Annotated in this window: 17 protein-coding genes and 1 tRNA gene; 5 read left to right on the plus strand and 13 right to left on the minus strand. The window is 52.9% G+C overall.

Translation table 11 applies throughout. The annotated features are described in order from the left end of the window. Positions 1 to 63: 63 nt before the first annotated feature. From ACTJI7_RS15610 to ACTJI7_RS15625, 4 genes are read right to left on the minus strand one after another with little or no spacing between them, the layout of a single operon-like run. Entirely contained in the window at positions 64 to 5,901 is a 5,838-nt protein-coding gene (locus ACTJI7_RS15610) for a DEAD/DEAH box helicase (RefSeq protein ID WP_440670737.1), read from the minus strand. A 38-nt stretch (positions 5,902 to 5,939) separates the two neighbouring features. Continuing rightward, positions 5,940 to 8,012 carry a hypothetical protein gene (locus tag ACTJI7_RS15615; RefSeq protein WP_440670735.1) on the minus strand — a complete coding sequence of 691 codons (2,073 nt, stop codon included), beginning with the start codon at positions 8,010 to 8,012 and terminating at the stop codon, positions 5,940 to 5,942. 21 nt (positions 8,013 to 8,033) lie between these two features. Then, complete coding sequence (locus tag ACTJI7_RS15620; protein ID WP_440670733.1) at positions 8,034 to 10,586, minus strand: hypothetical protein; 2,553 nt, start codon at positions 10,584 to 10,586, stop codon at positions 8,034 to 8,036. Further along, on the minus strand, positions 10,583 to 11,818 hold the full coding sequence (locus ACTJI7_RS15625; protein ID WP_014830473.1) for a DNA cytosine methyltransferase: 1,236 nt from the start codon (positions 11,816 to 11,818) through the stop codon (positions 10,583 to 10,585). Before ACTJI7_RS15625 ends, ACTJI7_RS15620 begins: the two co-directional genes overlap by 4 nt. 278 nt (positions 11,819 to 12,096) lie before the next feature. On the opposite strand from ACTJI7_RS15625, the gene ACTJI7_RS15630 reads away from it, so the two are divergent. Further along, positions 12,097 to 13,104 carry a DUF4917 family protein gene (locus ACTJI7_RS15630; protein WP_232928847.1) on the plus strand — a complete coding sequence of 336 codons (1,008 nt, stop codon included), beginning with the start codon at positions 12,097 to 12,099 and terminating at the stop codon, positions 13,102 to 13,104. Positions 13,105 to 13,564: 460 nt separating this feature from the next. Here the strand turns inward: ACTJI7_RS15630 and ACTJI7_RS15635 are convergent. The 4 genes from ACTJI7_RS15635 to rraB all read right to left on the minus strand — a co-directional run bounded on the left by ACTJI7_RS15635 (position 13,565) and on the right by rraB (position 15,730). Next, positions 13,565 to 13,649 (minus strand) — tRNA-Leu (locus tag ACTJI7_RS15635). 105 nt (positions 13,650 to 13,754) lie between these two features. Continuing rightward, positions 13,755 to 14,477: a topoisomerase II gene (locus tag ACTJI7_RS15640; protein ID WP_440670731.1), complete on the minus strand. Its 723-nt coding sequence runs from the start codon at positions 14,475 to 14,477 to the stop codon at positions 13,755 to 13,757. 30 nt (positions 14,478 to 14,507) lie between these two features. Then, positions 14,508 to 15,266, minus strand: coding sequence for a tRNA isopentenyl-2-thiomethyl-A-37 hydroxylase MiaE (miaE, locus tag ACTJI7_RS15645; protein WP_440670729.1), 759 nt, complete (start codon positions 15,264 to 15,266; stop codon positions 14,508 to 14,510). A gap of 38 nt (positions 15,267 to 15,304) precedes the next feature. Next, positions 15,305 to 15,730: a ribonuclease E inhibitor RraB gene (gene rraB / locus ACTJI7_RS15650; RefSeq protein WP_003862940.1), complete on the minus strand. Its 426-nt coding sequence runs from the start codon at positions 15,728 to 15,730 to the stop codon at positions 15,305 to 15,307. 99 nt (positions 15,731 to 15,829) lie between these two features. On the opposite strand from rraB, the gene argL reads away from it, so the two are divergent. The 3 genes from argL (at position 15,830) to xynR (ending at position 17,841) form a co-directional block, all read left to right on the plus strand. Then, positions 15,830 to 15,925, plus strand: coding sequence for a putative translational regulatory protein ArgL (gene argL / locus ACTJI7_RS15655; RefSeq protein WP_213083700.1), 96 nt, complete (start codon positions 15,830 to 15,832; stop codon positions 15,923 to 15,925). Then, a complete protein-coding gene (gene argF / locus ACTJI7_RS15660) occupies positions 15,895 to 16,899 on the plus strand; it encodes an ornithine carbamoyltransferase (RefSeq protein WP_440670726.1) in 1,005 nt (334 codons plus the stop codon). Before argL ends, argF begins: the two co-directional genes overlap by 31 nt. Positions 16,900 to 17,079: 180 nt before the next feature. Further along, entirely contained in the window at positions 17,080 to 17,841 is a 762-nt protein-coding gene (xynR, locus tag ACTJI7_RS15665; RefSeq protein ID WP_088204666.1) for a DNA-binding transcriptional repressor XynR, read from the plus strand. On the opposite strand, the gene ACTJI7_RS15670 is transcribed toward xynR, so the two are convergent. From ACTJI7_RS15670 to ACTJI7_RS15690, 5 genes are all read right to left on the minus strand, one after another. Next, a complete protein-coding gene (locus ACTJI7_RS15670) occupies positions 17,826 to 19,436 on the minus strand; it encodes a glycoside hydrolase family 43 protein (RefSeq protein ID WP_440670723.1) in 1,611 nt (536 codons plus the stop codon). The two genes, xynR and ACTJI7_RS15670, sit on opposite strands and share 16 nt — an antisense overlap. 11 nt (positions 19,437 to 19,447) lie before the next feature. Continuing rightward, positions 19,448 to 20,830, minus strand: coding sequence for an MFS transporter (locus tag ACTJI7_RS15675; RefSeq protein WP_227441993.1), 1,383 nt, complete (start codon positions 20,828 to 20,830; stop codon positions 19,448 to 19,450). A 226-nt stretch (positions 20,831 to 21,056) separates the two neighbouring features. Further along, complete coding sequence (gene yagF, locus ACTJI7_RS15680) at positions 21,057 to 23,024, minus strand: xylonate dehydratase YagF (protein ID WP_440670721.1); 1,968 nt, start codon at positions 23,022 to 23,024, stop codon at positions 21,057 to 21,059. A gap of 14 nt (positions 23,025 to 23,038) precedes the next feature. Next, complete coding sequence (gene yagE, locus ACTJI7_RS15685; protein ID WP_248215385.1) at positions 23,039 to 23,947, minus strand: dihydrodipicolinate synthase family protein; 909 nt, start codon at positions 23,945 to 23,947, stop codon at positions 23,039 to 23,041. 202 nt (positions 23,948 to 24,149) lie between these two features. Beyond that, entirely contained in the window at positions 24,150 to 24,602 is a 453-nt protein-coding gene (locus ACTJI7_RS15690) for a YhcH/YjgK/YiaL family protein (protein WP_028015322.1), read from the minus strand. A gap of 675 nt (positions 24,603 to 25,277) precedes the next feature. Here ACTJI7_RS15690 and arcA point away from each other — a divergent pair. Then, positions 25,278 to 26,498 carry an arginine deiminase gene (gene arcA / locus ACTJI7_RS15695; protein ID WP_008501384.1) on the plus strand — a complete coding sequence of 407 codons (1,221 nt, stop codon included), beginning with the start codon at positions 25,278 to 25,280 and terminating at the stop codon, positions 26,496 to 26,498. The last annotated feature ends 2 nt before the right edge of the window (positions 26,499 to 26,500 follow it).

Here is a 26,500-nt window from a genome sequence, read left to right on the forward strand (position 1 = left end):
GGATACGAAAGCGCCTTAAGCCAAAAACATCAACCGGTAAATAGCAGCATGATTGTTAACATTTTAACTCCGTTTAAGGTTCGCCAGCGCACGCAGCGGCCGTCTTTCCAGTTCAAACGTATCAATGAACAGAAGAGGCGACTCCCCGTCAGCCAATCCAAAAGAATTAATCAGTGCATCGCGTTTGTGATCTCTCCATTGCCATAAAGGATGCGTTACGGCCGCTCTCCAAAGCTCTTTCCCGTCCTGCATTTCGATAAGCACAGGTAACGAATAATCTTTTAACAATTTGATTGTTGCTGGTCGTAGAGCCTCTACATCTTCCGCTAATTGGAACGCTCTTTCTCTCCATCCTTTCATCTCTGGCTGATTCCAGTCTGCGGCATTCAGACCACATGCGAATTTGGGCATAACCATCGCCCGTAGATAGGCCATACCTAAACGCCAGTCGAGCAAGCCGTGATATTGCCGATTGCCATAGCGCTGTATGCACTTGTAACACGCGGTTTGGCATTGAATCGGGTGATCTTTGTTTAAAAAATCAATCATCGGCCAGTTGTCATTCTCTTCGAGAATCTCATGTAATAACTTGACTATCAGCGGTAAGCCGCCTGCAGTTGCTGGTTCGGCAAGCCGTCTGCATAATCCTGAGCCGTTGATTAACGCGTCGGCGATTTGCAATCTGGGTTTACCAAGATGCAGTCGGGGTTCAAGCATTTCAAATTCATCTGGCGAAACATCGAGATAGAGTGCTGCCTTATGCGTTAAGATCTGGGTCGCGCTGATAGCCGCCGCGCGCGTAGGCAAATTCATGTACTCGCCGTATCTGGCGACCATATCCAGATTAAGGCGAGTATTGAATTCTGTTATTTCAAGATGAAGAGACTCCGTCTCTTTACTTGATACAAGCCCAAAGCTTTTTTTCTCGCCACGAAACTGCCAGCGCGGGTTATTGTGCGATTTTAGCCAGTCTGAGTCGATAGCCTGATCGCCTTTAACTGACGGGCAATAAGTTGAAAAGGGCATTGGTGCTTTTTGATCGTACACCAAGTCAACATTAAATCGTTCGCCTTCCTTTTCCCCATTAATGGGACCATCGTTGAGCCGTAGAATGGTCACTTCGCCGCGTTGAACAGTGAAGGAATCGCATTTTGTTGGAACGCCTTCATGTAACACTGTCGCTGTGGTTTTCAACGACATGCGGATAAAATTTTCCATATCGTCTTTGGGTTTGAAATCCGTACGAAAAGCGGCTGGCGTGATATAAAGCCTGAATTCGTCAGGACTGATAGGCGTGCAGCAATCCTCGCAATTAATGTTGTTTTCAGGTTTATGTAGCTCTAGTTTGGCGGAACCACATGCCGGGCAAACTGCTACATGGCTACAAGACTCCAGCCACGAGCCTACCGTCGAGAGATCCGATATGCGATTGTTCTGGACCTGCGGCTCTTGGTAATTACCTGTGAAGCCTATTACCTCATGCTTTTTCTTATCCTTGATTAATACTGAGCCTGGAGCATACTCGAAAACTGCGAGATCAAGATCGCGATCCATCGTCGACCATTCGTATTCTTCTTGTGCATTCAGACCTTTTGTTTTACGCAATCCCAAATAAAGGTTGCGCACCCGAGTCGGCATTCCATACATCGGCAATTTACCATGTTCGGCCAGAAAACGTGCAAGCCCCATATCCTCTTCAGGGATATAAATTTTCAGCTCAGCGATTTCATCAATTATTTTCCCCGCATTTAACAATAAATTAAGCCGTTGTTTTTGCTCTGGATCGAACGTTGCTGCGTTAATAAAGCGATCATATATATTCTGCGTTGCTTTCAACGCTCCCAGCAATCGTTCAGCCCAATTAGTTTCATCGCTATGATAGTAATCATGCGTAGATACATATTCGCCATGAATATCAGGCGGAACGAGTTTATCCCCAGGGAAAGCTGTACCGTTTTTATGATCCTCTTCACGTAAAAGATTAAATGCAGCTCTAAGCCATACTTTCCGCATAAGTCTTAATGGAATGGCATCATGATCTACCGCCAGAAAAGGTGGCGGCGGTGGATCTCCGGTGATCGCATGAGGATGAGCGAAATAGTAAGCATCATGAGTTCGTCCGCGACAAAATGTGATAACGAAAGAAAAAGCTTGGCCACGTCGCCCAGCTCGACCGACGCGCTGCTGGTAGTTAAACCGCTGAGGTGGCATGTTGGCTTGATAAACCGACTGAAGTGAACCGATATCAATTCCGACTTCCATTGTCGTGGTAACGGCAAGCATGTCTATTTCCGAATCAAGCTTTTCAAGCTCACTCATCTTATCGACAAAAATCCCCTTGAACTTACGCAAACGATCGGAGAAATCATCCGTCTGTCCCGTTAATTCTTCGACGTTCAGCCGGAAACGTTTAACTCCATCTCGCTCTCCACGTACAATGCGCTTACCGAGAAAGTTTTCCTCCCAAAGATCTTCGACAATTCCGCTAGGTTCAAGGTCGAGTTCATTCACACAACGGGTACAATATTTAAATCCTAGATGTAAGTGAATTCGCCCACAATTTGCACATTGCCAGTAATGATCGCCTGGTTTACTTATTTTGAGGAACAACTTACCGATATTGATTAGTCCTGCTTTATGATCAAGCATAGAAAGTTTATTTAAGATGCTCGTTAAACCATCTTGATACCCGCCATCACCGAACAAGGCTCTGGCGACGCGCTTAACCTTCTCTTTCTCAACATCTTTCCCAACATACCAATCACGTGTACGACTTGCATCGAAATATTTATTCTCTTTAATACGATAGGCACCTGAAAATACCCTTAGCCAGGCATCAATTTCCGGCATATCATCTTTATCTGAGATGCACGGGTATGCCAGCCCTGTTTCTTCCAGAGCGAAAAAAGTATTGGCAAAAATAACATCATCTATCAATTCAGATTGATCATAGGATATTTTTGTTTTTATTTTCATTCGTTCATGAGCAGGAAGCCTTTCACTGAACCTAATATCCCCTCCTTCTTTTATGAAATTTGTATGCCAAACAGAATTATCATTCTCATCTGAATTAGAACGATATTTATAGGGCGATATACCTAGCCCGACGAGCTCAGACGTGATTCTTCCGATTGAGTCACCTTCGGACTCAAGTAATTTGTCGATTTTTATCCGTCGATATTTACAAAGCTCAGTAATTCCATCTTGGCTTTTTTGAAGGTCATGCAGTCTGATATACTCATCGTAATCTCCAGATTGTTTGGCTTTGGCTTTCCAGTCTTCAATATCCTCGTCTGAAATATACCTCCTTTCAGCCTCGTTAATCATTGCTCTGGAAGCGGCAACCAAAATTTCCCTGCGTAAATCGCGTAAGTGCAACCGTTCGATTTCCAGCGCCATTGATGCCGCATCCTGTCGACTATCGGAGAAAACGATACTCTTTGCTTCCGCGCCGATTGCATGGAGTAATTCAAATAGCTCAGTTGCTACCAGTTGGGATGATTTCGTCACACCAGTGCGAAATGCGCGAATGGGCGATCTGGAACGATTGCTGGCAGGTCGACTGGAATAGTCAATCCCACAGTTAGGGCAGCAGAAAGGCTGAGCAGAAGGATTCTTCGCTGGTTCGCCTTTTTTAGGTTTAACAGGATTTTGGAAATAGAGATACCCGCGAACCGCGTCAGTATTCGTCGATGTTTCCTGCCCAATGGTCACAATGCCTGTAACAGGATTAAGCGCCGCTTTTTCCCAGACATCCCACCCTTTTTCGCAGCCTATAGGAGGCCGCCCGGCTATATCGACAGGCCAAAAAACCGCAAACTCCTCCAGCGTCATATCATCGTAATATTCAGCACCGGGACGTTCGGGAAGATTTTCCAGATTGGTCGCCGAAGGTAATAATTCGATTGTTTTACCGTGATTCTGCCCCTTCTGACCACCGAGCAGTAAATCACCGCATGCTTCGCAGTATAGCATTTCAAATAAACGACGACCGCGCTCTCTACCCGGGGCCGAAGGCGCGTGAGACAGGCCTCGTTCCATACAAAAATCAGCAAATTTTGCCTTTTGTTCTCCCGGTGCTACGGAGGCGAAGAAACCTTCAATATTTCTGACGAATGTATGTACGCGAAAAGCTGGTGTGACGTTCGCGAGTTGCTCACAATCCATCCCGGATTCCGGCAGTGCGCGTACCAGCATTAATCCGCGTAATGCTAATTCCAATTCATCTTGTTTATCCGTCTCTTCCTTCAGAAAAATCTTATCAATGATGAGTCCCGGCGGCATCGCTCGCGGCGACTCGCTGCCTTCTTCAATGCAAGCGTTGGTCAGCAGGGCAGCTGCTTTTTCCGCTGCTTGTTTAATGCCTTGCACATCATTTTGTGCTTTCACCCCCAAAGCTTGGAAGACATTTGACAAAGCTTTACTAAGCGCGTCCGTCATGTTCAGATTGCGAACAACATTCCCCTGCCCCTCAAGGGCAACACGCATCAATGCGGCGAAAGGCCGCACGGCGATTTTTCCTTCTGGTTTCGATGGTATATAAGGTTTTCCCTGAATGACGCAGTTACGCCAAAAATCAGGCTCATCGCTACCGGGATCGAAAGAATCGCGGCAAGTACCGAAGGGCGAAAATAGATCGCGTAGGTATTTCCGTGATTGCTCTCCATCCACACCTTCCATCGGCAGTGATGCTGAAGACGCGAGTAAACGCAGTTTGTAACGATGTTTCGGGTCGTCAAGCCCGAGTCTTACAATCAGCGACTTAATCAACATCGCGGTTTCAGTTCCAGCGGAACCACGTAATAAATGCAGCTCGTCAAATACCAAATAGAAGTATGCGTCGTTGTTATTCATCAACCATTCGCGAGTAGCATCAAATATACCGTCTTCAACTTCGCGCGAAAGCATTGCCCCTAGCATTGAGGCGTTAGTGACGAGAACGTCAGGTGGGGCAGCCTGCATATCCCAGCGAGACATCATTTCCCCACCGTCTGTCGAAGGGAATATATATCGGGTCTTTTCCGAAGGGTTTTCTTTTTCGTCGAATGCGCGCGCAGCCTGCTGATCGCTATCAATTCGCTTCAACGCCTTACGTAATTTTTCAAGATTACGAGCACGGCGACTTTTTTCCGATTTGACTCCGGAAAGACGTGGGTGGTTGGCATAGCCAGTGATTGGTGTTGCGCTAGTATATTGCCCAAAGAAAATTCGATTCCTAGCGAAGCGATGCTCCATCACTTTCCGCGCGTTATCTGAATCTAATGTTTTACGTAAACGCGCCATTTGATCTTCAACCAGAGCGTTCATCGGGTACAGCACCAACGCTCTGACTGCCGCCTGACGTTTTTCTCCTTCGCGACGAGAAACCCAGCTTGTTTTTTCATCGTTCCACCATCGATTTTGCAGATAACCGTCGCAAGGGGCCGCCCAGCTAACAGCTTCATTCGATAGTGCGGCCAGTATAGGCAACATAAAACTTTCCGTTTTTCCTGAACCTGTTCCCGATGTAACAATACCGGGGCAACCAGGAGAAATACCACGCTCCAGCATTTGAGTCTGGTGGCTATATGGCGCATGGACCGAACGACGCGGCCAGACTTCATCACCAGGTTTTGAATCGAACAGGCCGGATAACGCTAATTCGACGAACGCCTTACGGCCTTTGTGAGATAAACTATTTAGCGGCCCACCTTCCATCTCGGCCAGAGCTTCAAGCGTTTTATCAGAAGACTCATATCGTAAAACAGGCTCAATGTAGGGCTCCGCAGCAAATTCTCCACTGCTATTCAAAAGATTACGTCTTGAGGCCGAAACTGAAGGATCGGCAATACGAAAGCTGGTTTCTATATATGAAATGAAGAAATCCTGAATACGGCGAAAGCCGCCAATAGGGTCTAACATGATTTCCTTCTCCTGTAATTTATTGAGCGTACATTTCGTTATTCTTTAATTTCGGCGTATAAATCTATTAAATTTTCCTGATACATCGATTTGTTTTGAGCATCAAGCAGTCCGACTTCATGCGCTGTTCTCATCGCCCGTAGTGTATATGCCAGATCCAAACGTCCAGCTGACATTTCATCCGCAATAGCGAGTCTGTCCGGGAGAGAGCCTTGCGATGCCGGGCCGGGATCCAGCTCGCTATGATTTTCTGAAGAAAGATGTAAAGGGGATAACGCAATCGCATTCCGAATGACAACATTTTCCATTCGCAGGCGAAGATGTTGTTCCTTCATTTTCTCCGTTTCCTCACAATCTTCGTTTTCAATCGTGCCGCAAATCAGAAAGCGTCGGGGGAAATCACCACCGTACAATTGTTCTTTCAGTGCTGGCAACCAGAAACGCGCGGCGGAACATTCGACACGCTCAATGACGGCGAGGATCGTTCTGGGATAAGAAGACTCGCACAACAATAAACCCTGGTAAAGCGGCGTCGCCAGATGATTTCCTGCACGAACCCAAAGATCCCCGCAGGAAATCATCGTCGGATCGGCAACTAATCGGATGGAGCGGCCTGAAGAAATTAGCGATTCGGCAATAGCAAGGAAGTCTTGTGTTTCTGGGCCATATAGCAACGGACACTCACCAGCCAACATCAACGCAAGAAATTGCGTCATGAGTATTTTTCCATCAGGTGTCAGTAACTTGTTCTCTCTAACGCTATGACCGAATTCTTCACAGGATATTACTCTTGCTTGCGCTGGAAGGCGTACTTCGGGGATTGCTGAGTAAGCCATTCGACGAGCCTTCTCGGCAATGGCGATATCCATTTTTTCGAGTTCATTTTTTGCCTGAGCAGTACATTCTTTGACATCGGTTAAAGATGCCAAACATGCTTTATGCTCGCTGATCAGGGTAGTGAGTATCTGATGCTGATTTGCGTTCTGAGCACATAACTCAGCGCAAGCGTCTTTCAAACGGCTAATTTCGTTTTCAAGATACTCTTTTTCCTGTTTGAGCGTTCGTTCTAAGTCCGCTTGCTTTTTTGCAAAATCAATCTGCAGTTTTTCTTCTTCGAGCTGTCGTAATTGTGCAATCTCCTCTTCAAGCTCGCATTTCCTTGTCTTCTCAAAAACAGACATTTCCGTTTCAATAACTTCACGACGCCGCAGTCGTTCAGTAGAAAACTCTTTATCAAGCGACCTATACTGTTCGGCACGCAACGCGACTCGCTCTTCTTCCGCGATTTTTTGTATCTGATGCTCGAGAAGCTGGGCGATATACTGGTCCTTCAAGACTGCTTCTGTAAACTGACGAGTCAACGAATCCTCTTCTTCCAGTTTCTTAGCCAACTCTCCTCCCCGGAGCGTTTGAGCTGCAGCCAGAAGGTCATTGACTCCGGAAGTTAATTTTCCGTTTTGCTCATTTGTGTGCACCCGAAGCCATGAAGCAATTGCTGCTGTCGAATCAGCGCAGGAAAGTATTTGAATAACGTTTTCGATGTACTGCTTATCCGGCGTCCAATCATGGATATAAGCAGGTGACGCATCGACATCAGGCATATAAAACAATTTTCCGCTTTCAGATATGCCAGATACGGAAATTACGACACCTCCATGAAAATCATATTCATATACGTTCTGGCTTTTAGACAGGATCAGACAACCTGATTTCGACTCAGCTAGATTTGCCAAAATCAGGCCATCCGCGCCAAAACGAATAGCCCATAATCCCGGCTCGCCATCTGTTGTTATACCATCGAAACTCAGTTGGCGACGCGTTTCCAATAGTGTCTGGCCAGAAGATAAATCATAATAAGGATAAATACGGCGGGCATGTTTCGCCTGTGCTCTGTTGCGAGTGCCAGGCCCAACATGAAAAGCGGCCCAATCTCCCTTACGAAGCGACAAAGCCTCAGCCTCGTTAAACTCAACTTCTCCCGTGCGAGGAAACAGTTTCTTAGGATTATCGATCGAACGCCAACCAACAGGCGTTTCCTGTGCAATAGCTTTAAGGTAAGACTGATAATTTCTGCGATCAAATTGACCAAGATACCAAGGGATTTTGCCCATATTTAATTTTCCTTATTATCCCTACGTCAGCTTTAGCTGACCATTTCGCCATATCAGACGCACTTTTCCCCCGGAATGGCGACTAGCGGAGATTATGCTGCTCAAATCACCCTCGCCGTTTGGAGAAAGGGAATAGAAACATCCCGGTAGCAGTGACTCTAACCAGAGGAAAGAGACATCATCAACAGGATATGCGTAGCCGGAGTCAAACGGACCTCCGTTTCTAAGCGTATAACGCCGTATTCCCGCAGCTAGTGCGTCGGGAAGGCCGCAATCATTGATAAGACATAGCAGATGATTTTTGGTGACGCGTTCAAAAATGGGTTCCCGATTTTTTGCGCCAGCGGCGATAATAGCTGCAGTTCTAGAAAGATAATGTGTTGTTTTTCTTCCGGAAACAACTCGATAGATATCATGATCCCGTCCGCCAGGGTGAATATGAAGTGACAGCGAAGCAGACTCTTTATCCTTGGAACCATGCTGCTGAAATCTTCCTGAACGCCAGTTCCAGATCGCCACTGACTCGTGTAATTCAGCGGCGCGTTCCGTTGTGACCAGTGAAAGAGGTAATGTATCGGATGATGATGGGATTTCGATAAGCGGCCATCCTAGACGCTGGGATAACGAATCCGGATTAGCGAGTGCGGCCCCAAATACAGGGGGCGACCAGAGGCTTACGCCGCGACGACGGAAACTTTCTCCGCCCAGTCCGGCGACCGCTTTTTTAAAATCATCGATCAGACTGGCACAGACCGCACCTTCCACAACCACAAGAGAATTTTCTCCATTGCGAATATGAAGCAATGAAGGTTTAACCAGCGTCCATGCCCGCCCTTTCCACCCAGAACGCAGGCGTGGCTCGATCAGACCTGCATTTTGTAAACAACGAATCAAATGCCATACGTTGATATTACCGTCCACATGTCTAAGAAGCGCAAATAACTCAGCTTCTTCCCAACCGCTGGCTCCGCTGGCGTAAATCACCTCCAAAAGATGATCGCAGCATTCTTCGCTATCTTCCCACTGAAATTTTTCTTCGAAATTAAACACCGGCACCTTAAGTGAAGACGTCGACCAGTCACAAAACGGCTCAAACCGGTATCTTGCGCTTTCGCCTAAAGTCGGGTGCGGTACGGCACGAGTGAAAAAACGCGCGCGCCGGCGCCACGGCGGCGTTTTCTCACCTGTATCAAGGGTTGGCTCGATGAAAATTTCACCGTTAAGCGGTACAGAAGAAATCAAACGACCATCTATTACAGAAACGTTTGTCCTTGCATCAACATTCCCGGATGCATATATTCTGTAGCTTCGCGTATCTGACTCAACAAAAGGCAAAAATGCAGGTAATCCTAGCCATCCGCCAGGGACGCGTATTCCCCCATATAGCTGAGGGCGGATAACGTCGTCATCCTGAATACTCGAAGAGGAACTTATTGAGCGGAATATATCCACCGCTGAAAATCTGTTCAGCGCCTGCGCCGTTAAAATCCACTCGTCTTCTGTAATATATCCATTAAGGCGCTTACTTATTTGTACAGAGTGTTTACTGGATAAAGCGATATGAAAACGTTGAGAATCTACGTCGGGGGACGATGTCGCTCTCCAGCGCCCGTGTCCGATTTCATAAAAAAAGAGTAAGCCAACCTGCGTTGCTTTCCCCAGATTTCCGCTGTGTGCGGCGTCGCGAGCGATAAGGGCTTCGGATAACGTAGAATGAAAAACCCTTTCGTCACTCTCGCCTGCGACGCTGAAATAGCACCGCGAACCGTCGAAGTCGAGGTACATATCAATGATAGTTTGGTGAGTCATTACACAGGACGATATCTGCACTGCTCGTTGGCGCAAGCGCCAGAAGGGCATATCGAACAGTGCGCGACGTCCCAATAACCACGCGTCTCTGAATTCAGTGAAAGCCTCCTTCAGCGCATGAGATACACCCTGTCTTTGAATAAAAATTTGAAAGTACTCGATTAACTGGCGCGGGTTAGCGGCGGCTTGCGGATAGCTCTCAAGACATTCGCTCATCAGCCGCAGATCGGCTTTATTCGGGAATGCTAGTCGCAAGGTGTGACCGATCTGGACCCAGCCATCCCGTGGCGGCAAGATAAGACGCCTGTAGGGTTCGCCTTCCTGAATACGGTGCCTAAGCCATTCGGCCAATGCCTCCCACATCTTGTTAATGCCGGATAAGTTTTGAAAACTATGAGTGACCTGCAGCCAGTTCTGTAATTTCAGGCGAAAATCATTACGTTCGTCCTGCGCGTCGAATTGACTGCTGATAAGCAGCGTCATGATAAGATAAGTAAAATATCCGGGCGATCGACGAGTCGACTTTTCCATCATACCGCTTTCCAGGCGCTGCGGCAGATCCCGTATTTTCGACATACATTTTCGAAACGCTTCTTCAGCTTCATCCGCGCTAACCCCGCTTTCGGCGAATGCCGCCGCGAGCGTCGTCGGCGTAACTTCAAACCAGCGAATATCCTGCGCGTCGCCGTCAGCGCGGAACCGGAGAAAATAATCAACCAGTTTACTTTCCCAACCATCAGGCGTAACGGGCGACGTCCAATTCATTCGCGAATATCCTCCGTCCGATGGGTACTAGTTCGGACAGCCATAGCCAGTGGCTCCAAAATACGCTCGGCCAGAAAACGGACGGAAGGAACGGCGAGGCCGTCACCGATCACTTTAAACGCCGATTGATAAGCCGCCGGAAGAATAAAATCATCCGGCAAACCCATCAACGCCGCCGCTTCTTTGACCGATAACAAACGCGTTTTTACCTGGTTGCCCTTAACAACAATAATACGCGGACGTGAAGCCCCGCCTTTTGGTGTTCTAAGACAACCAAGAACGGGCGAGAACGTAATTTCGGTCCGTTGCCTGTTGACACCTTTTTCTTTGCGCATGCGTAAATAAAGGCTGCCTACAATTGCCACGCCAGATGCCTGCGCCTTCGCCAGACGCGACAGATTCGCCGGTGCCATCATACCGATCAGCCGTTGTGTTTCATCGAAAGAATGCCAAAGCGCGTTATCATCCTCAAAATCAATTAAGTCATCTAATTCCTTCGTTCTTGCTCCTGGCATATTGCCTGGCGACCACCAGACCCAGTCATTGCGGTCATCCTTTATAAGCGCTTCGCAGGCTCGAATGAGCGAAGGAGAATGCCATTGCGGCAAAGGTTCTTCTGAAACCAAACATTCGGGAATGGAAACATGGCGACTAATCGCCACAAGAAATACGCGGGGCCTGGACTGTGGAAGAAAATGCTTCGCATCAATGATCATTGCGCCATATCGGTAGCCAGTTTTACTTAACTGATGACATATAGCAGCGAAATGGCTACCTTGATTCAGCGTTAGCAACCCAAGAACATTTTCAAGAACAAGAATTGGCGGCTTACGGTTTTCCTCGCTGAGCCTGCTTATTAAATCGAGGAACGGCCATACTGCGCCGGAACGCGTAGTCTCATCCGCGCTGGAATCTCTTTCGCCAATCCCCAGGCCATTGCCGGCCAGCGATAAATCCTGGCAGGGAAATGAGGCCCAGCTTAAATCGGCATGAAGTGGCAGTTCATCGGGGGCTACTTCGCGTACATCGCGCATGTCGAAATGTTCGTCGCCCCAGTTGTCGATGTATGTCGATGCTTTTACCGGGTCCATATCGTTGGCAAACAGACATTGCCAATGTTTTCCCAGCCCAGCCCTAGCCATACCGCCCCCCGCAAAAAACTCATAGAAACTGAATCCCGCTTCGTGAAGTTCCGTTAAATGATTGTCTCTCGTGACGGCTTTAGTGCTCATGACCTGACCATAAAATAGTATTCCTTAATCGGGGCATCGATCATTTTCCTGAAAGGGATATTCTTATCTAGATAGTCTATAAAATCATGAAGATAATATCTATATGGATAAATGTGCTGGCTATGTAACAAAGTACTGAAACTGACTGAAAACAAAGACAATTCTCCCCTTCAGTTAGTGAGATTGTTAAAATGATGACGAAAAAATTCAAACAGTTAGACTTGCGCTGTAAAATGTTTGTTATTTAAAAAAATTCACTATCGGAGAGGATAGCTAAAATGTCGTTTTCCATTCTTCCTTGGTCTGAGCTAGCACCACAATACGATGGGACTATTTTACTGGGCAACGGCGCAAGCATCGCCGTTAGTCCTCGTTTTGCATATGGATCTCTGTTTGAACATGTAACGCAAAGAGAGAGCCTAGAGGCAGATGTACGCAGACTTTTTGACTTTTTTAAAACTAAAGATTTCGAACTTATTCTGCGTATTGTTTGGCAGGCGTCTAACGTCAATAAATCTTTAGAAATTGAGGATGCCCGCACCCATGAGGCCTACCTCCAAATCCGTGAATCCCTCATTGAGGCTGTAAGGGATGTGCATCCTGAGCATGATGAAATTAATGAACAACTGCCATATATTTACGAGTTTCTAAAAAAATTCAACACGGTTATTTCGCTTAATTATGACCTGATCGTCTACTGGGCAATGACATATGGCTTGGATATCAAAGATCATCATCGATTTAAGGACTGCTTTCTTGCCAGAGGTCTTTTTGAGCAGGATTGGCAGCGGTTAAGAGGAATGCTTGGAGATGAACGGTCTAATACGCTTGTTTTTTATCCGCATGGCAGTCTCATATTGTGTCGAAATCGCATTGAACAGGAGAGTAAAATTCATATCCAGAAGGCGGGTTTACTTGAGTCGATTCTGAAACGTTGGCAAAGCGAGGAAGTCGTTCCGCTGTTTGTGAGCGAAGGGACGCATGAACAAAAAGTAAACTCGATTCAGAGCAGTTTCTATCTATCAACGGTTTACCGGGAAGTTCTCGCAGAACAACGTGAGAATCTTGTGATTTTAGGCTGGGGAATGGGCGAGCATGATATACATCTACTAAAACGAATGGCAGGAACGGGTATAAAGCGAGTCGCGGTATCTGTTTTCAGAGGAGACCAAGCATATTGCAATAGAGCTAATCAATTAATCAAAGATAATCTTGGGCAAAAAACTATGATAGATTTTTTTGACACTGAAAGTCCGGGCTGCTGGAATCAGCTACCAGAAATTTGATGAGGGGCTCTAACGGTTAACAATGTGGGGACATAGTTCAGGCGGCGCGTTATTAGCGCTATGTTCTTTTAACTATTTAATTAGAATAAATTTCTCATTTTCTCAATTGGATAGTTCAGTAATTCGTTATGAACATCCCGACACTGGATGGGTAGTAATTTCATTTTTGCTTACCCTGAGCTTTCGTTAAGCCAGTCCCCCTTAAGTTCAGAACCGCAAGCTCAATTGGACTGACCTCACCTTGGTAACAATCAGGGCCATGATGGCATTCCTTCCATATGCTGCCGTGAGTATATAAGCATTATCGAACCAGCATATATTCGGCTTTATACTCACAAGCTTGTTGATGTAGAGTAACTCAGATTGACGTCGGTTGACTGAAAAGCGGGGCGAAGCCTTGCGGACACTGGATTTTAGAAACAAAAAAAGCCGCTCTTAAGCGACTTTGATTTACATCTTTTGGTGCCGAAGGCCGGACTCGAACCGGCACGTATTTCTACGGTTGATTTTGAATCAACTGCGTCTACCGATTTCGCCACTTCGGCACTGAAGGGGATGCGGAAACGTTGTGGATTATACCTGTCGCGCGCCGCCATGCAAGCGACGACGCGCGAAACCCGCGCTAAGTGCCCAAAAAACCAGCGCTACCGTCAGTCCAGCTCAGACACCGCCAGCCGAATCACCCTCGCCGCCTTCTGCTCCGGCAGCGCCAGCACCTTCGCCCACATCTCCTGCACCATATCGCAGGAGAGCTTCTCTTTGCCCGCCGCCTTCTCCGGTATCTGTAGCAGCTGGATGTCCTCACCGTACTTATCGGCAAGCTCCTTCATAATCGGCCGCACGTCTTCGACAGCCGCCTCGCGTTCGGCCTGGGTCACGGTGTGGCGGTTTTTGCCGTAGGCCGCGCGCATCATGTCGGCGTCGGCCTGCATGCGCCGCGTCATCAGGTCTTTATCCAGCATACGCATCGGGTTGATGCCGCCCTTCACCATCGGGTAGAGGAAGCGGAAGCAGGCGTCGTCGCTCACCTTCTGGATGGCGGCGGTCTGCTCCATGTTGATGGTCATGTAGTTCACCACGTTGGCGTCCGGGGCGTTTTGCAGGCGCGACATCTGCAGATGCAGGATCTGCGGCTGGATGGTGTCGATAATGTGCTGCTCCGGCTCGCCGGCCTTTTGCAGGGCGGCCATCTGGTCGAGGATGCGCTGATGCAGCACAGGCTCCTGCTCCTTGATCACCTGCCAGGCGGGCATCGCGTTGAGGGCGGTATCAATTTGCGCTTCCGGAGCGCGCTGCCTGTCGAAGAAGACCCAGAACGCCACGGCGGCAGCCGCGACAACAACAATGACCGTACTGATCCACGTTTTTTTCATCTCGCATCCTTATCCTTGCGTTATGCCGGTTTACACCGGCACGCCGCTATGGAAGCGAAACTCGTTGTCCGGTGTCGAGATAAGTGTGGCTTCAATTTCGCCAAAAAGCTGTATGCGCGGTGAGATATCGTCGTCGCTTACCTGCCGGGCCAGCGTCAGGTAGTCCTGGTAGTGGCGCGCTTCCGAGCGCAGCAGCGAGAGATAGAACTTCTGCAGGTCGTCGTCGAGGAACGGGGCCAGCGCGGCGAAGCGTTCGCAGGAGCGGGCTTCGATGTAGGCGCCGCAGATGAGCTTGTCGATCAGCGTCAGCGGTTCGTGAGTGCGCACTTCCTTCAGCATCCCTTTGGCGTAGCGGCTGGCGGTGATTTTGACGTACGGAATGTCGCGCGCCAGCATCGCCTCGCGCACCTGCCAGAAGTGGTGCAGCTCCTCTTTAATCAGCAGCACCATGCTGTCGATGAGCGCCTGGCCCCACGGGTCGTCGGTTTTGGGCATTACGCTTTTGCCAATCTGCTTATGCAGGGCGATGAAGTCCGGCTCCGGGCCGTCGCGAAAGGTGAACTGTTCGTAGGGTTTGAGCCAGTCGAGCAGCGCGTCGGCACCGCTTTCGTCGGCGACGTATTTGCGCACCAGCAGCAGCGCGGTCTGGGCGGCCTTGAGCTCGCACACCATGTGGTCGGTGAGCAGCAGCGGCAGGTTCGACGGGTCGCGGGCTTTATCAATCCATGCTTGCGGGGTCGGGCACTGGAGGAAGTTGAGTACGGGGGCGAGTATCTGCGGGTAATCCATGGTTCTGCCTTGAAAAAGCGGTGGNCCGCCTGAATCACTTAGTGACGCACGCCGTCGTCGTCTTCGTCGACGTAATCTTCGTCGTCGCCTTCTTCGCCGTCTTCACCGTTCGGATCTTCGAAGTAGGTTCCCCAGCCGTCGTACTCCACTTCAAACTTCTCGGCCAGGTTCATCAGCTGTTCTACCTGCGCGTCGATCAGCTCCGCCTTCAGCGCGCCTTCGCTCAGGATGTCGCAGCAGATGACGGTGTCGCCCTCTTCCACTTCCAGCTCTTCCGGCTCGGTCACTTCGTAACCCAGCTTGAAGGCTTCTACGGCCATTTTTTCCAGCGCGTCGAAATCATCCGCAGAGAAATGGTGCTCGATGGTGTACAGCGCGTCCGGATCGCTACCGTCTTCCAGCAGCTCTTCAATAATCAGACGCGTCTCTTCGCGTTGCTCTTCCAGTAATTCCGGGTTTGCCATGGCTCAATCCTCTTTAAAGTGCGGCAGATACTTCTATTTTCACACACGGACGGGTTTGCCTCCACCTTTGTTGGAAAGATTTGTGAAACGGGGTTGCAAATGAATAATTACACATATAAAGTGAATTTTAATTCAATAAGTGGCGTTCGCCATGCGAGGATAAAATGTCTGATCTGTACAAGAAACACTTTCTAAAATTGCTCGACTTTACCCCTGCACAGTTCACTTCTCTGCTGACCCTTGCCGCACAGCTCAAGGCCGATAAGAAAAATGGCAAGGAAGTACAGAAGCTTACCGGTAAGAACATCGCGCTCATCTTCGAAAAAGACTCGACCCGTACCCGTTGCTCTTTCGAAGTTGCCGCATTTGACCAGGGCGCACGCGTCACGTATTTAGGGCCGAGCGGCAGCCAGATTGGGCATAAAGAGTCAATTAAGGACACCGCGCGCGTGCTCGGGCGGATGTACGACGGCATTCAGTATCGCGGCCACGGCCAGGAAGTCGTCGAAACGCTGGCGCAGTATGCGGGCGTGCCAGTGTGGAACGGGCTGACCAACGAGTTTCACCCGACGCAGCTGCTGGCGGACCTGCTGACCATGCAGGAACACCTGCCGGGCAAGGCGTTTAACGAGATGACGCTGGTCTACACGGGCGACGCGCGCAACAACATGGGCAACTCGATGCTAGAAGCGGCGGCGCTGACCGGGCTGGATCTGCGCCTGGTGGCCCCGAAGGCCTGCTGGCCGGAAGAGAGCCTGGTGGCGGAGTGCAGCGCGCTGGCGGAGAAGCACGGCGGCAAAATCACCCTGACGGAAGACGTGGCGGCGGGCGTGAAGGGCGCGGACTTTATCTATACCGACGTCTGGGTGTCGATGGGCGAAGCCAAAGAGAAGTGGGCGGAGCGGATTGCGCTGCTGCGGGGGTATCAGGTGAACGCGCAGATGATGGCGCTGACCGGCAATCCGAACGTGAAGTTCCTGCACTGTCTGCCCGCGTTCCATGACGACCAGACCACGCTCGGCAAGCAGATGGCGAAGGAGTTCGACCTGCACGGCGGGATGGAGGTGACGGACGCGGTGTTTGAGTCGGCGGCGAGCATCGTGTTCGATCAGGCTGAAAACCGGATGCATACGATTAAGGCGGTGATGGTGGCGACGCTTGGGGAGTGATTGGGTCCTCTGCGGTCTGGTGCCCTCACCCCGGCCCTCTCCCACAGGGAGAGGGAGAACACCCACCCCGTAGGCCCGTGCAAGCGAAGCGCCGCCGGGCAAACCGGCTCCACTTCATTGATTTTTCACCCCGAAAAAGGTACGTTTTCGCCTTCATTCCAGCGTGGACATGCCAGCATTATGCCGATTATTCAGTCTGTTGAACGTGCGTTGCAGATCCTCGACCTGTTCAACGAGCAGGCCACCGAGCTTAAGATCACCGACATCAGCAAACTGATGGGGCTGAGCAAGAGCACCCTCCACTCGCTGCTGAAAACACTCCAGCTTCACGGCTATATCGATCAGAACCCGGAGAACGGCAAATATCGCCTTGGCATGAAGCTGGTCGAGCGCGGTCATTTTGTCGTGGGCTCCATCGATATTCGCCAGAAGGCGAAAGGCTGGCTGACGGAGCTGTCCCAGCGGACCGGACAGACCACCCATCTGGGGATCCTGGACGGGCGTGAAGGGGTTTATATCGAGAAGATTGAAGGCAAGCTGGCGGCCATCGCCTATTCGCGCATTGGCCGCCGCCTGCCGGTTCACGCCACCGCCATCGGCAAGGTGTTGATTGCCTGGCTGGGCGAGGCCGAGCTGAACGCCCTGCTGGAGGGCTATCACTACACCACCTTTACTCCCGCGACCCTCGCCTCTCGTGAAGCGTTAATGACCGCCCTGGCGCAGACCCGCGAGCAGGGCTACGCCCTGGACAGCGAAGAGAACGAGCAGGGCGTGCGCTGCGTGGCGGTGCCGGTGTGGAACCACGAATCCCACGTGATTGCCGCCCTGAGCCTGTCGACGCTCACCTCCCGCGTGGATGACGCCGAGCTGGCCCGCTTCCGCGAGGAGCTTCAGCAGGCCGGGCTCGAGCTGTCACGTGCGCTGGGCTATACCGGCTCGTAGGTGAAGTAGTCGAAGTCCGCGTAACAGCCGTCGCCGCTGATGTCCTCGCAGTGCAGCCCCACAAACGCGCCGGTAAAGAAGCCGCGCCCGCCGATGTAATCGTCTGACAGCTTCCACGCTTCATAGGTCACCGGCACGGCGTGCCACGTCTCGCCGTCGAACGAGTAGCTGTAGCGGTAGACCAGCGTATCCACGTCCACCCGCAGCCAGACGCTCTCCGCATGTTCCGGCACCGGAATGGGCTGCTCGTGCAGCGGCCACGACGGCACGTTATGGTCGAGCTGGATCACCTTGATGGTTCTCCCCTGCCCCTCCTCGTAATCCATAAAGCAGTAGCTCCAGTTTTTGCTGTTGTAGTAGCAGGTCAGCCCCGCGCTCTGCTGGAAGTGGACCGGCGAGAACTGCATCCGCGTCTCGGCCCGGAAGGTGAAGTGCTGCCAGCGGCGCGCCACGGTCGACTGGGTAAAGGTCGAGTTGAGCGAGTCGTTGCCGTAGAGCCGTAAGTAACCCGGGCGGGCGGTGAGCGAGCCGAGGGTGTCGTCGAACGGAATGCGCAGGGTCTGTAGCTGCGGGTCAAGCGTACTGCCGTCGAAATCATCCCGCCAGTTACCCTGAGCGGCTGCGGGCTGCTCCGCCACCTGCGGGCCGGGCACGGTCAGCTGCGCGTGTTTGCCGCCTTCCACGTACGGCCAGCCGTCGCGCCACGCAATGCGGGCGATGCCGGTCTCGCGCCCCAGCGGGCAGTAGCCGCGCCCGCCAGAGGCCAGCAGCGGCACGCCGGGCAGGCGCAGCGGGCGGCTGGTGAGGTAGGCCATATACCACTCTCCGGTGTGGGTTTGCAGCAGCGAGCCGTGGCCGCTCTTTTGCAGCGGGTTCTCCGGCAGGTGCCAGCTGGTCATCATCGTCACGTCCGGGTGCAGCTCGTAGGGCCCGTCGATATTTTTGGAACGCAGCACCACGACGGCGTGCTCGTAGCTGGTGCCGCCCTCGGCAACCATCAGGTAGTACCACCCCGCATGGCGATACAGGTGCGCCCCTTCGGTGTAGCAGAGCGGCGTGCCGGTAAACAGCGTTTTGCGCTCGGGCGAGAGCGTGCCGGTCTGCGGATCAAACTCCTGCATCACGATGGTGTTATGCGGGTTGCTGTGGTGGCGCGGCCCCCACGGACGGTAGAGGAAGTACTTGCGGCCATCGTCATCGTGGAACAGGGACGGGTCAAACCCGCCGTTGCCCATCGGGATCGGCTCGCTCCATGGCCCTTCGATGGACGGCGCGGTAACGAGGAAGTTGCGGCCATTTTTCCACGGTGAGTCGACAATCTTCACGTCGGTATAGAGCAGCCAGAACTTGCCGTCTGCGTAGCTCAGGCAAGGCGCCCAGATGCCGCCGGAGTCCGGGTTGCCCTTCATGTCCAGCATCGACACGCGATCCAGCGGGGTGCTGACCAGCGACCAGTTTTTCAGGTCGCGGGAGTGGTAGATGCGCACGCCCGGGAACCACTCGAAGGTCGAGGTGGCGATGTAGTAGTCCTCCCCCTGACGGCACAGGGACGGGTCCGGGTTGAAGCCGGTCAGGATCGGGTTAGTAATTTCCATGTTGCCTCCGATTAATGGGATGCGGCTGTCGCGGCGTCGGGAACGGCCTCGCCCTGCGCCGCGCGGTGTTTGATCAGCTGCTGGCTGATGGCCTCCACGCGGGCGTCGGTGAGCTTGTAGAACGACAGCATGATGAACATGCCCGCGTAGAGCACCACCGGCACCACGCAGAACAAAATTTTGATGGTGGTCAGCACTTCCACCGGCTGCACGCTGCTGCTGGCGGAGTAGTTCACATACGCAAGGATCCAGCCCACCACCGCCCCGCCAATCGCCAGGCCAATCTTCAGGCTGAACAGGTAGGTGGAGAACACCAGCCCGTCCAGGCGTCGCCCGCTGCGGCTTTCTTCGTAATCCACCACGTCAGAGGCCATCAGCCACTGCAGCGGCGTGGTGGTGTTAAAGACGAACAGGAACAGGATGTTGAGGGCGAAAATCAGCGCGATGTGCTCCGCCGGGGTGACGAAAATCAGCAGGCTGATCAGCGAGTAGGCGACGATGATCCACTTGAAGGCGGTGACGCGATCGAAGCGGCCCAGCAGTCGGGAGGAGCAGAGCGAGCCGAACATGGTGGCGAGGCTGCCGTAGAGTAAAAACTGGGTTGCCATCTCCGGGTGATCCATCACGTATTTCACGAAGTAGAGCGTCGCCCCGCCGCGCACCACGTTGGAGCAGGTCGCCATCATCTTGAATGCGCACATGATGCGCCACTGGCCGTTGCCCAGCAGCAGCCTGAGATCTTTCGCCACCGACGAGCCCGGCTGCACCTCAAAGGTGTAGCGCTCTTTGGTGGTGAAGAAGCAGACGTAGAGCAGCACCACGCCGGTCAGCCCCAGCACGCACATGGCGCCGAAATAGCCCACCTGCTCGTCCCCCTTGCCGATGATGCTGACCAGCGGCAGCGCAATGCCGCTGATGGCGAGCGAGCCCGCCGCGGCGAGGAAGAAGCGCCAGGACTGAAGGGCGTGGCGCTCTTTCGGGTCGGCGGTGATCACCCCCGGCATGGCGCAGTACGGGACGTTAACGAAGGTGTAGACCAGGGTCAGGAGAATGTAGGTCGCGCAGGCATAGATGATTTTGCCCTGCGCGGAGAAGTCCGGCGTGTAGAAGGTCAGCATGCAGACGATGCCAAACGGGATGGCGCCCCACAGCAGGAACGGGCGGAACTGGCCGTGCCGCGTGCGGGTGCGGTCTACCAGCAGCCCCATCAGCGGGTCGGTCACGGCGTCGAGCACGCGGGAGACTAAAAACAGCGTGCCCATAATGCCCGCGGAGAGTCCAAACACGTCGGTGTAGAAATAGGCCAGCAGGAACATCGTGGCCTGCCAGACAAAGCCGCAGGCGGTGTCACCCAGCCCGTAGCCAATTTTGTCTTTCATGGTTAATTGCGTCATCAGAATTACACCCTTATTTAGTGTGCTGAATTACAACATCGTGTTAATGGAGTGTAATGAGCTGTTCAATTAACCAGCAATGGTCATATCTTATTTCTGAATTACGTTATTTTGCTTTTGTGACGCCAACGATATATCGCAACGTATTGTTTAAATTAACAAATTAAAGATGCGTAAAAGCCGCCCACGGAATATTTTCCGTAGACGACAATCGCGTGAAAAATAATTAAATGCCGAGCGCTTTTTTACCGGCGTTAATTACCTCAATAATTTTATCGGTGTCATAAATACAGCCTTTCCAGGTGCCGCCGCTCACCGACTGCAATGCCGCCCACAGCCGGGTATCGTCCGGCAAAAAGTCGTGGGCGTGCAGGTCCGGGTGCGTCTGCCGCAGCGCCAGCTCGCGCGCGCCCTCTTCCGGCGTCAGCGGGTTATCCGCGGTGCCGATGAAGTTCACGCTGCCTGTTAATGTCAGGCGGTCGACGGCAATCTCGATGATGTCGTTGTCGCGCAGCTTGCCAATCGGCCCGCCCGCCAGCGCCTCCGGCGACACGTGCCCGAAGCAGGCGCCCGTCGATACGCCCGAGAAGCGCGCATCGGTGATTAACGACACCGTTTTGCCCCACGAGATATGCTTCAGCGCGGAGGTAAGCTGGTAGGTCTCTTCCATACCGGTGCCGGACGGCCCGCCGCCGATCACCACCATGATATCCCCCTGCGCAATCTCTTCCCGCTTGATGGCCTTGATGGCCTGCGCTTCCGAGACAAACACCCGCACCCGGCCGGTGTGGCGGTAAACGCCATCGTCACCCACCACCGACGGGTCGATCGCCGTGGCCTTGATCACCGAACCTTCCGGCGCGATGTTGCCCGTCGGGAAGCAGACCGTCGAGGTCAGCCCTTTCGCTTTTGCTTTCTCCGGCGGCAGGATCACGTCATCCGGCTCCACGCCGTCCTGCTCGCGCAGGCACTGGCGGAAGCGCTTACGGCGCTCGGACGTCTGCCACCAGTCGAGGTTCTCGCCCACCGTCTGGCCGGTGACGGTCATGGCGTCCAGGTGCAGCAGGCCGAGATCGCGCAGGTGGAGCATCACCTCCGGCACGCCACCCGCGAGGAAGGCGCGCACGGTCGGGTGATAGTCCGGGCCGTTGGGCAGCACGCTGACCAGGCGCGGCACCTTACGGTTGACGCGCGTCCAGTGCTCTACGTCCGGGATAGTGCAGCCCGCCGCGTGGGCAATGGCCGGGATGTGCAGCAGTAAGTTCGTTGAACCGCCGAACGCCGCGTGGATCACCATGGCGTTTTCGATGGCTTTATCGGTGAGGATATCGCGCGTGGTGATGCCGCGGTTATCCAGCTCGCTCACCGCCCGCGCCGACTGGCGGGCGATCTCCAGCCACACCGCCTGCCCGGAGGGCGCCAGCGCGGAGTGCGGCAGCGCCAGCCCCAGCGCTTCCGCCACCACCTGCGAGGTGCCCGCCGTGCCGAGGAACTGGCAGCCGCCGCCCGGCGACGCGCAGGCGCGACAGCCGAGCTCGGCGGCCTCCTGCAATGAGAGCTCGTGGTTGGCAAAGCGCGCGCCGATGGTCTGCACCTTGCCTGCGTCTTCCCCCACGGTTGGCGGCAGCGTCGCCCCGCCCGGCACCAGAATGGTCGGCAGGTCGTGCATGGAGGCCAGCGCGATCATGGTTGCGGGTAGCCCTTTATCGCAGGTGGCGACGCCGATCACCGCCCGGCGCGTGGGCAGGGAGCGGATCAGACGGCGAAACACGATCGCCGCGTCGTTGCGGTACGGCAGAGAGTCGAACATGCCGTGCGTGCCCTGCGAGCGCCCGTCGCACGGATCGCTGACGAAGGCCGCAAACGGGATCCCGCCGTTGCGGGTGATCTCTTTCGCCGCCGCCTGCATCTGCATGCCGATTTCCCAGTGCCCGGTGTGGTAGCCCAGCGCAACCGGGCGTCCGTCCCCGGCGCGAATACCGCCCTGGGTACCGATAATCAGCACCTCTTTGCCGGTCAGCTTGTTGGCGTCCCAGCCCATCCCGGCGTTCTGCGTCATGCCGAACAGGTTGCCGCTGGGGGATTCCATCAGCATCTGCGGGGTCAGCGGCAGCGCGCCCTGCGGCCCCGCCGCGTGGGTGATCACCGCATAAAACGCATCGTCCTGTGGGGTGAAAATTTTCTCAATGGTCATCGTTATCGTCCGGCTCAGCAGAGCTTGAGCTGTTGCAGCAGGGTTTTCAGCTGCGCCTTACGCGGCTCGTCCAGCGGCGTGGCGGGCGGCAGCACGTGCGTGGAGACAGAACGACCACAAAGCACGATCGCCTCTTTAATGACGTTCACAAACGGCGTATCCAGCTGATACATCTGCGGGATTTGCAGCAGGGTCTGATGATACTCAGCCGCTTTCGCCACGTCTTTATCCCGCCAGGCTTTCAGAAGATCCACCGACACCTGCGGGGCAAAGTTGCCGCTCGCCGAAATCGCCCCGTCGCCGCCGAGCAGCAGGGTATTAAACAGATGATCGTCGTAGCCGCACAGCACGGTGAAGTGCGGATGAGCGGCTTTAACGGTGAGGATCATGCTGCGCAGGTGGGCGACGGAGTCTATGGTGTCTTTGATGCCGATAATATTGCTGCGCGAATCGGCCAGGGTTTTCACCAGCGCCGGAGTCAGATCCTGCCCGGTCAGCGCCGGGAAGTTATAGAGCATCACCGGCAGCGTGACGCTGTCGGCCACCTGCTCGAAATAGCGGATCAGGTTCACTTCCGACACCTTCCAGTAGTAGGGGTTGATCACCACGATGCCGTCCGCGCCCGCCTGCTGCGCGTGCTGGCTGAGTTCAATGGTTTCCCGGGCGTTGGTGCCGCCGGTGCCGATCAGCACCGGCACACGACGATCGACATGATCGATAGCAAAGCGGGCAATGGTTTTACGCTCTTCGGCGCTGAGCTGGGAGAACTCGCCGCCGCTGCCCAGGAAGAACAGGCCATCAACGCCTGCTTTGATGAGATCGTCGATCAGCGCGGCGGTGCCCTGCTCATCAAGCTGGCCGTCGGCGGTAAAAATGGTGGAGACAGGGGGAATGATTCCCGTGAACAACGCGGACTGCGGCATAAGATCTCCTTGTTGAATCATTTTGTTCTACATTATAGAACAGCGTTCATTAATTTAACGATCATACTATGACGCAGAAAAAGGGGAGGTAAATGGGAGATGAGGAGGGAGTGCGGGAAGTTTAAGCTGGATCACATTATGCGTGGGTGCGGTCTGGTGCCCCAGCCCTCTCCCTGTGGGAGAGGGCTGGGGTGAGGGGAAATTACTCCACCAGCATTTTAACAACCACTTTTCTGACCTTAGCAGGCTCCCCCACCGCGCACAGCGGCTTATGCACTTCACCCGGCCAGAACACCACAAAATCCCCTTCGCTCAGCACCACGGTTTTCTCCTGCTCGCCTTCCGGCAGGAACGCGATGTCTTTATCCGCCAGCCAGTCGGTGTCCGGCGTGCCGTGCGGCAGGGTGCTGAACGTCATACCTTCCTGGCCCTTCAGCACAATCTGGATATCCAGATAGCGCGCGTGGTACTCGGCGCGGCGCTCGGCGAACGGCTGGGTCATGTCTTCTGACACAAGATAAAACAGGCTGTTGCCGTTGATGTCATGCTTGCCGAGCGGCGTGGCGTCGGTGACGTGGGCTTTAACGTGCTCAATGGCCTGGCGCAGCGCGTCAGGCAGCCAGGACTGCAGATGGTGGATGTTGCCGATAATCATGGGAAACCTCTCGATGTAAAACAACGTTTCATTTTTGTCTTTTATACGAGAGTTAAGCCTGCCATACCAGCCCTTTTTCGACGAGGCTTGCGCGAGCGCATGTTTATCGGAAAAGGTGTTAACCCGCTGTTAATACTGCCCAGGCAATTATGCAGCGGTTATGCATAACCTCATTTCGCGCGCGCTAAGGTTCTCACATAACCCACTGAAATAAAGAGCTTAATAACAAAACCCGCTGCCGTATCACATTTTACGACTTTGATAATTTCCGTTATAAGCCCATAATTATTTATGGATTTTCCTTAAGTCAAAAATAGTTAATTGTCATTATTGCATAGCCATTCTTTCCACTTTATTTAATCGTTTAAAATCAAACAGATAACTAATAATTACAAAATGTGTAATTCCACAAAATAATAACAACCTCAAATAATGCCACCGGATCCTGCTTAGCTATTCAACTCCCAATAATATGAAATTATTCATTATCTGATGCGAATCATGCAAATGAAAACAAACTCATTAATATCCATTTTCGCGTGAGCAATATCACATTACGGATTATTTAACTGCCTACTATAAATCACGAAATCAATTGAGCTTAGCCGCCATGTAATTAAACACACCACATGGCGCATGCCCTTTTTATTCTGAAAAACAGTTAAAGGAATAATTATGGAAAAGCATTATGTCGGTTCTGAAATTGGTCAATTGCGTAGCGTTATGCTGCACCGCCCTAATTTAAGTCTGAAGCGGTTAACCCCCTCAAACTGTCAGGAGCTGTTATTTGATGATGTACTGTCGGTTGAACGGGCGGGTGAGGAGCATGACATCTTCGCAAACACGCTGCGCGAGCAGGGTGTGGAAGTCCTGCTGTTGACCGACCTGCTCACGCAAACCCTTGATATCGCAGAAGCGAAAGCCTGGCTTCTTGAAACACAAATTTCCGACTATCGCCTCGGGCCAACCTTTGCCGGCGACGTGCGCGGCTGGCTGGCGGATATGCCGCACCGCGAACTGGCGCGGCGATTAAGCGGGGGATTAACCTACGGCGAAATTCCGGCAGCCATTAAAAATATGGTAGTGGATACCCACACGGCGAATGATTTTATTATGAAGCCGCTGCCGAACCATTTATTTACCCGCGATACCTCCTGCTGGATTTATAACGGCGTGTCCATTAACCCGATGGCGAAACCCGCCCGCCAGCGTGAAACCAATAATCTGCGCGCGATATATCGCTGGCACCCGGCATTTGCCGACGGCGATTTTATTAAGTATTTCGGCGACGAGAATATTAATTACGACCACGCCACCTTAGAAGGCGGCGACGTACTGGTGATTGGCCGCGGCGCGGTATTGATCGGCATGTCCGAACGCACGACGCCGCAGGGCGTGGAGTTCCTCGCTAACAGCCTGTTCAAACACCGTCAGGCCGAGCGCGTGATCGCCGTTGAGCTGCCTAAACACCGCTCCTGCATGCACCTCGACACGGTGATGACCCACATCGACGTGGACACCTTCTCCGTCTATCCGGAAGTGGTGCGTAAAGACGCCCAGTGCTGGACGCTCACGCCGGACGGACGCGGCGGCCTGCTGCGCACGCAGGAAACCGACCTGCTGCACGCCATCGAGAAAGCCCTCGGCATTAACCAGGTCCGCCTGATCACCACCGGCGGCGACGCCTTTGAAGCCGAACGCGAGCAGTGGAACGACGCCAACAACGTTTTGACCATCCGCCCGGGCGTAGTGATCGGCTACGAGCGTAACGTCTGGACCAACGAGAAGTACGACAAAGCGGGCATTACCGTGCTGCCGATCCCCGGCGACGAGCTGGGACGCGGTCGCGGCGGCGCGCGCTGCATGAGCTGCCCACTGGAACGCGACGGAATTTAAGG

The organism is Enterobacter sp. 22499 (assembly GCF_052044815.1).
In the GTDB taxonomy this organism is placed as follows: Bacteria; Pseudomonadota; Gammaproteobacteria; order Enterobacterales; family Enterobacteriaceae; genus Enterobacter; species Enterobacter bugandensis.

Excerpts from the sequence above, each read along its gene's own strand:
- ACTJI7_RS15610 (WP_440670737.1), bottom strand. The coding sequence starts at position 5,901 with ATGTTAGACCCTATTGGCGGCTTTCGCCGTATTCAGGATTTCTTCATT.
- ACTJI7_RS15615 (WP_440670735.1), bottom strand. The coding sequence starts at position 8,012 with ATGGGCAAAATCCCTTGGTATCTTGGTCAATTTGATCGCAGAAATTAT.
- ACTJI7_RS15620 (WP_440670733.1), bottom strand. The coding sequence starts at position 10,586 with ATGAATTGGACGTCGCCCGTTACGCCTGATGGTTGGGAAAGTAAACTG.
- ACTJI7_RS15625 (WP_014830473.1), bottom strand. The coding sequence starts at position 11,818 with ATGAGCACTAAAGCCGTCACGAGAGACAATCATTTAACGGAACTTCAC.
- ACTJI7_RS15630 (WP_232928847.1), top strand. The coding sequence starts at position 12,097 with ATGTCGTTTTCCATTCTTCCTTGGTCTGAGCTAGCACCACAATACGAT.
- ACTJI7_RS15640 (WP_440670731.1), bottom strand. The coding sequence starts at position 14,477 with ATGAAAAAAACGTGGATCAGTACGGTCATTGTTGTTGTCGCGGCTGCC.
- miaE (WP_440670729.1), bottom strand. The coding sequence starts at position 15,266 with ATGGATTACCCGCAGATACTCGCCCCCGTACTCAACTTCCTCCAGTGC.
- rraB (WP_003862940.1), bottom strand. The coding sequence starts at position 15,730 with ATGGCAAACCCGGAATTACTGGAAGAGCAACGCGAAGAGACGCGTCTG.
- argL (WP_213083700.1), top strand. The coding sequence starts at position 15,830 with ATGAATAATTACACATATAAAGTGAATTTTAATTCAATAAGTGGCGTT.
- argF (WP_440670726.1), top strand. The coding sequence starts at position 15,895 with ATGTCTGATCTGTACAAGAAACACTTTCTAAAATTGCTCGACTTTACC.
- xynR (WP_088204666.1), top strand. The coding sequence starts at position 17,080 with ATGCCGATTATTCAGTCTGTTGAACGTGCGTTGCAGATCCTCGACCTG.
- ACTJI7_RS15670 (WP_440670723.1), bottom strand. The coding sequence starts at position 19,436 with ATGGAAATTACTAACCCGATCCTGACCGGCTTCAACCCGGACCCGTCC.
- ACTJI7_RS15675 (WP_227441993.1), bottom strand. The coding sequence starts at position 20,830 with ATGACGCAATTAACCATGAAAGACAAAATTGGCTACGGGCTGGGTGAC.
- yagF (WP_440670721.1), bottom strand. The coding sequence starts at position 23,024 with ATGACCATTGAGAAAATTTTCACCCCACAGGACGATGCGTTTTATGCG.
- yagE (WP_248215385.1), bottom strand. The coding sequence starts at position 23,947 with ATGCCGCAGTCCGCGTTGTTCACGGGAATCATTCCCCCTGTCTCCACC.
- ACTJI7_RS15690 (WP_028015322.1), bottom strand. The coding sequence starts at position 24,602 with ATGATTATCGGCAACATCCACCATCTGCAGTCCTGGCTGCCTGACGCG.
- arcA (WP_008501384.1), top strand. The coding sequence starts at position 25,278 with ATGGAAAAGCATTATGTCGGTTCTGAAATTGGTCAATTGCGTAGCGTT.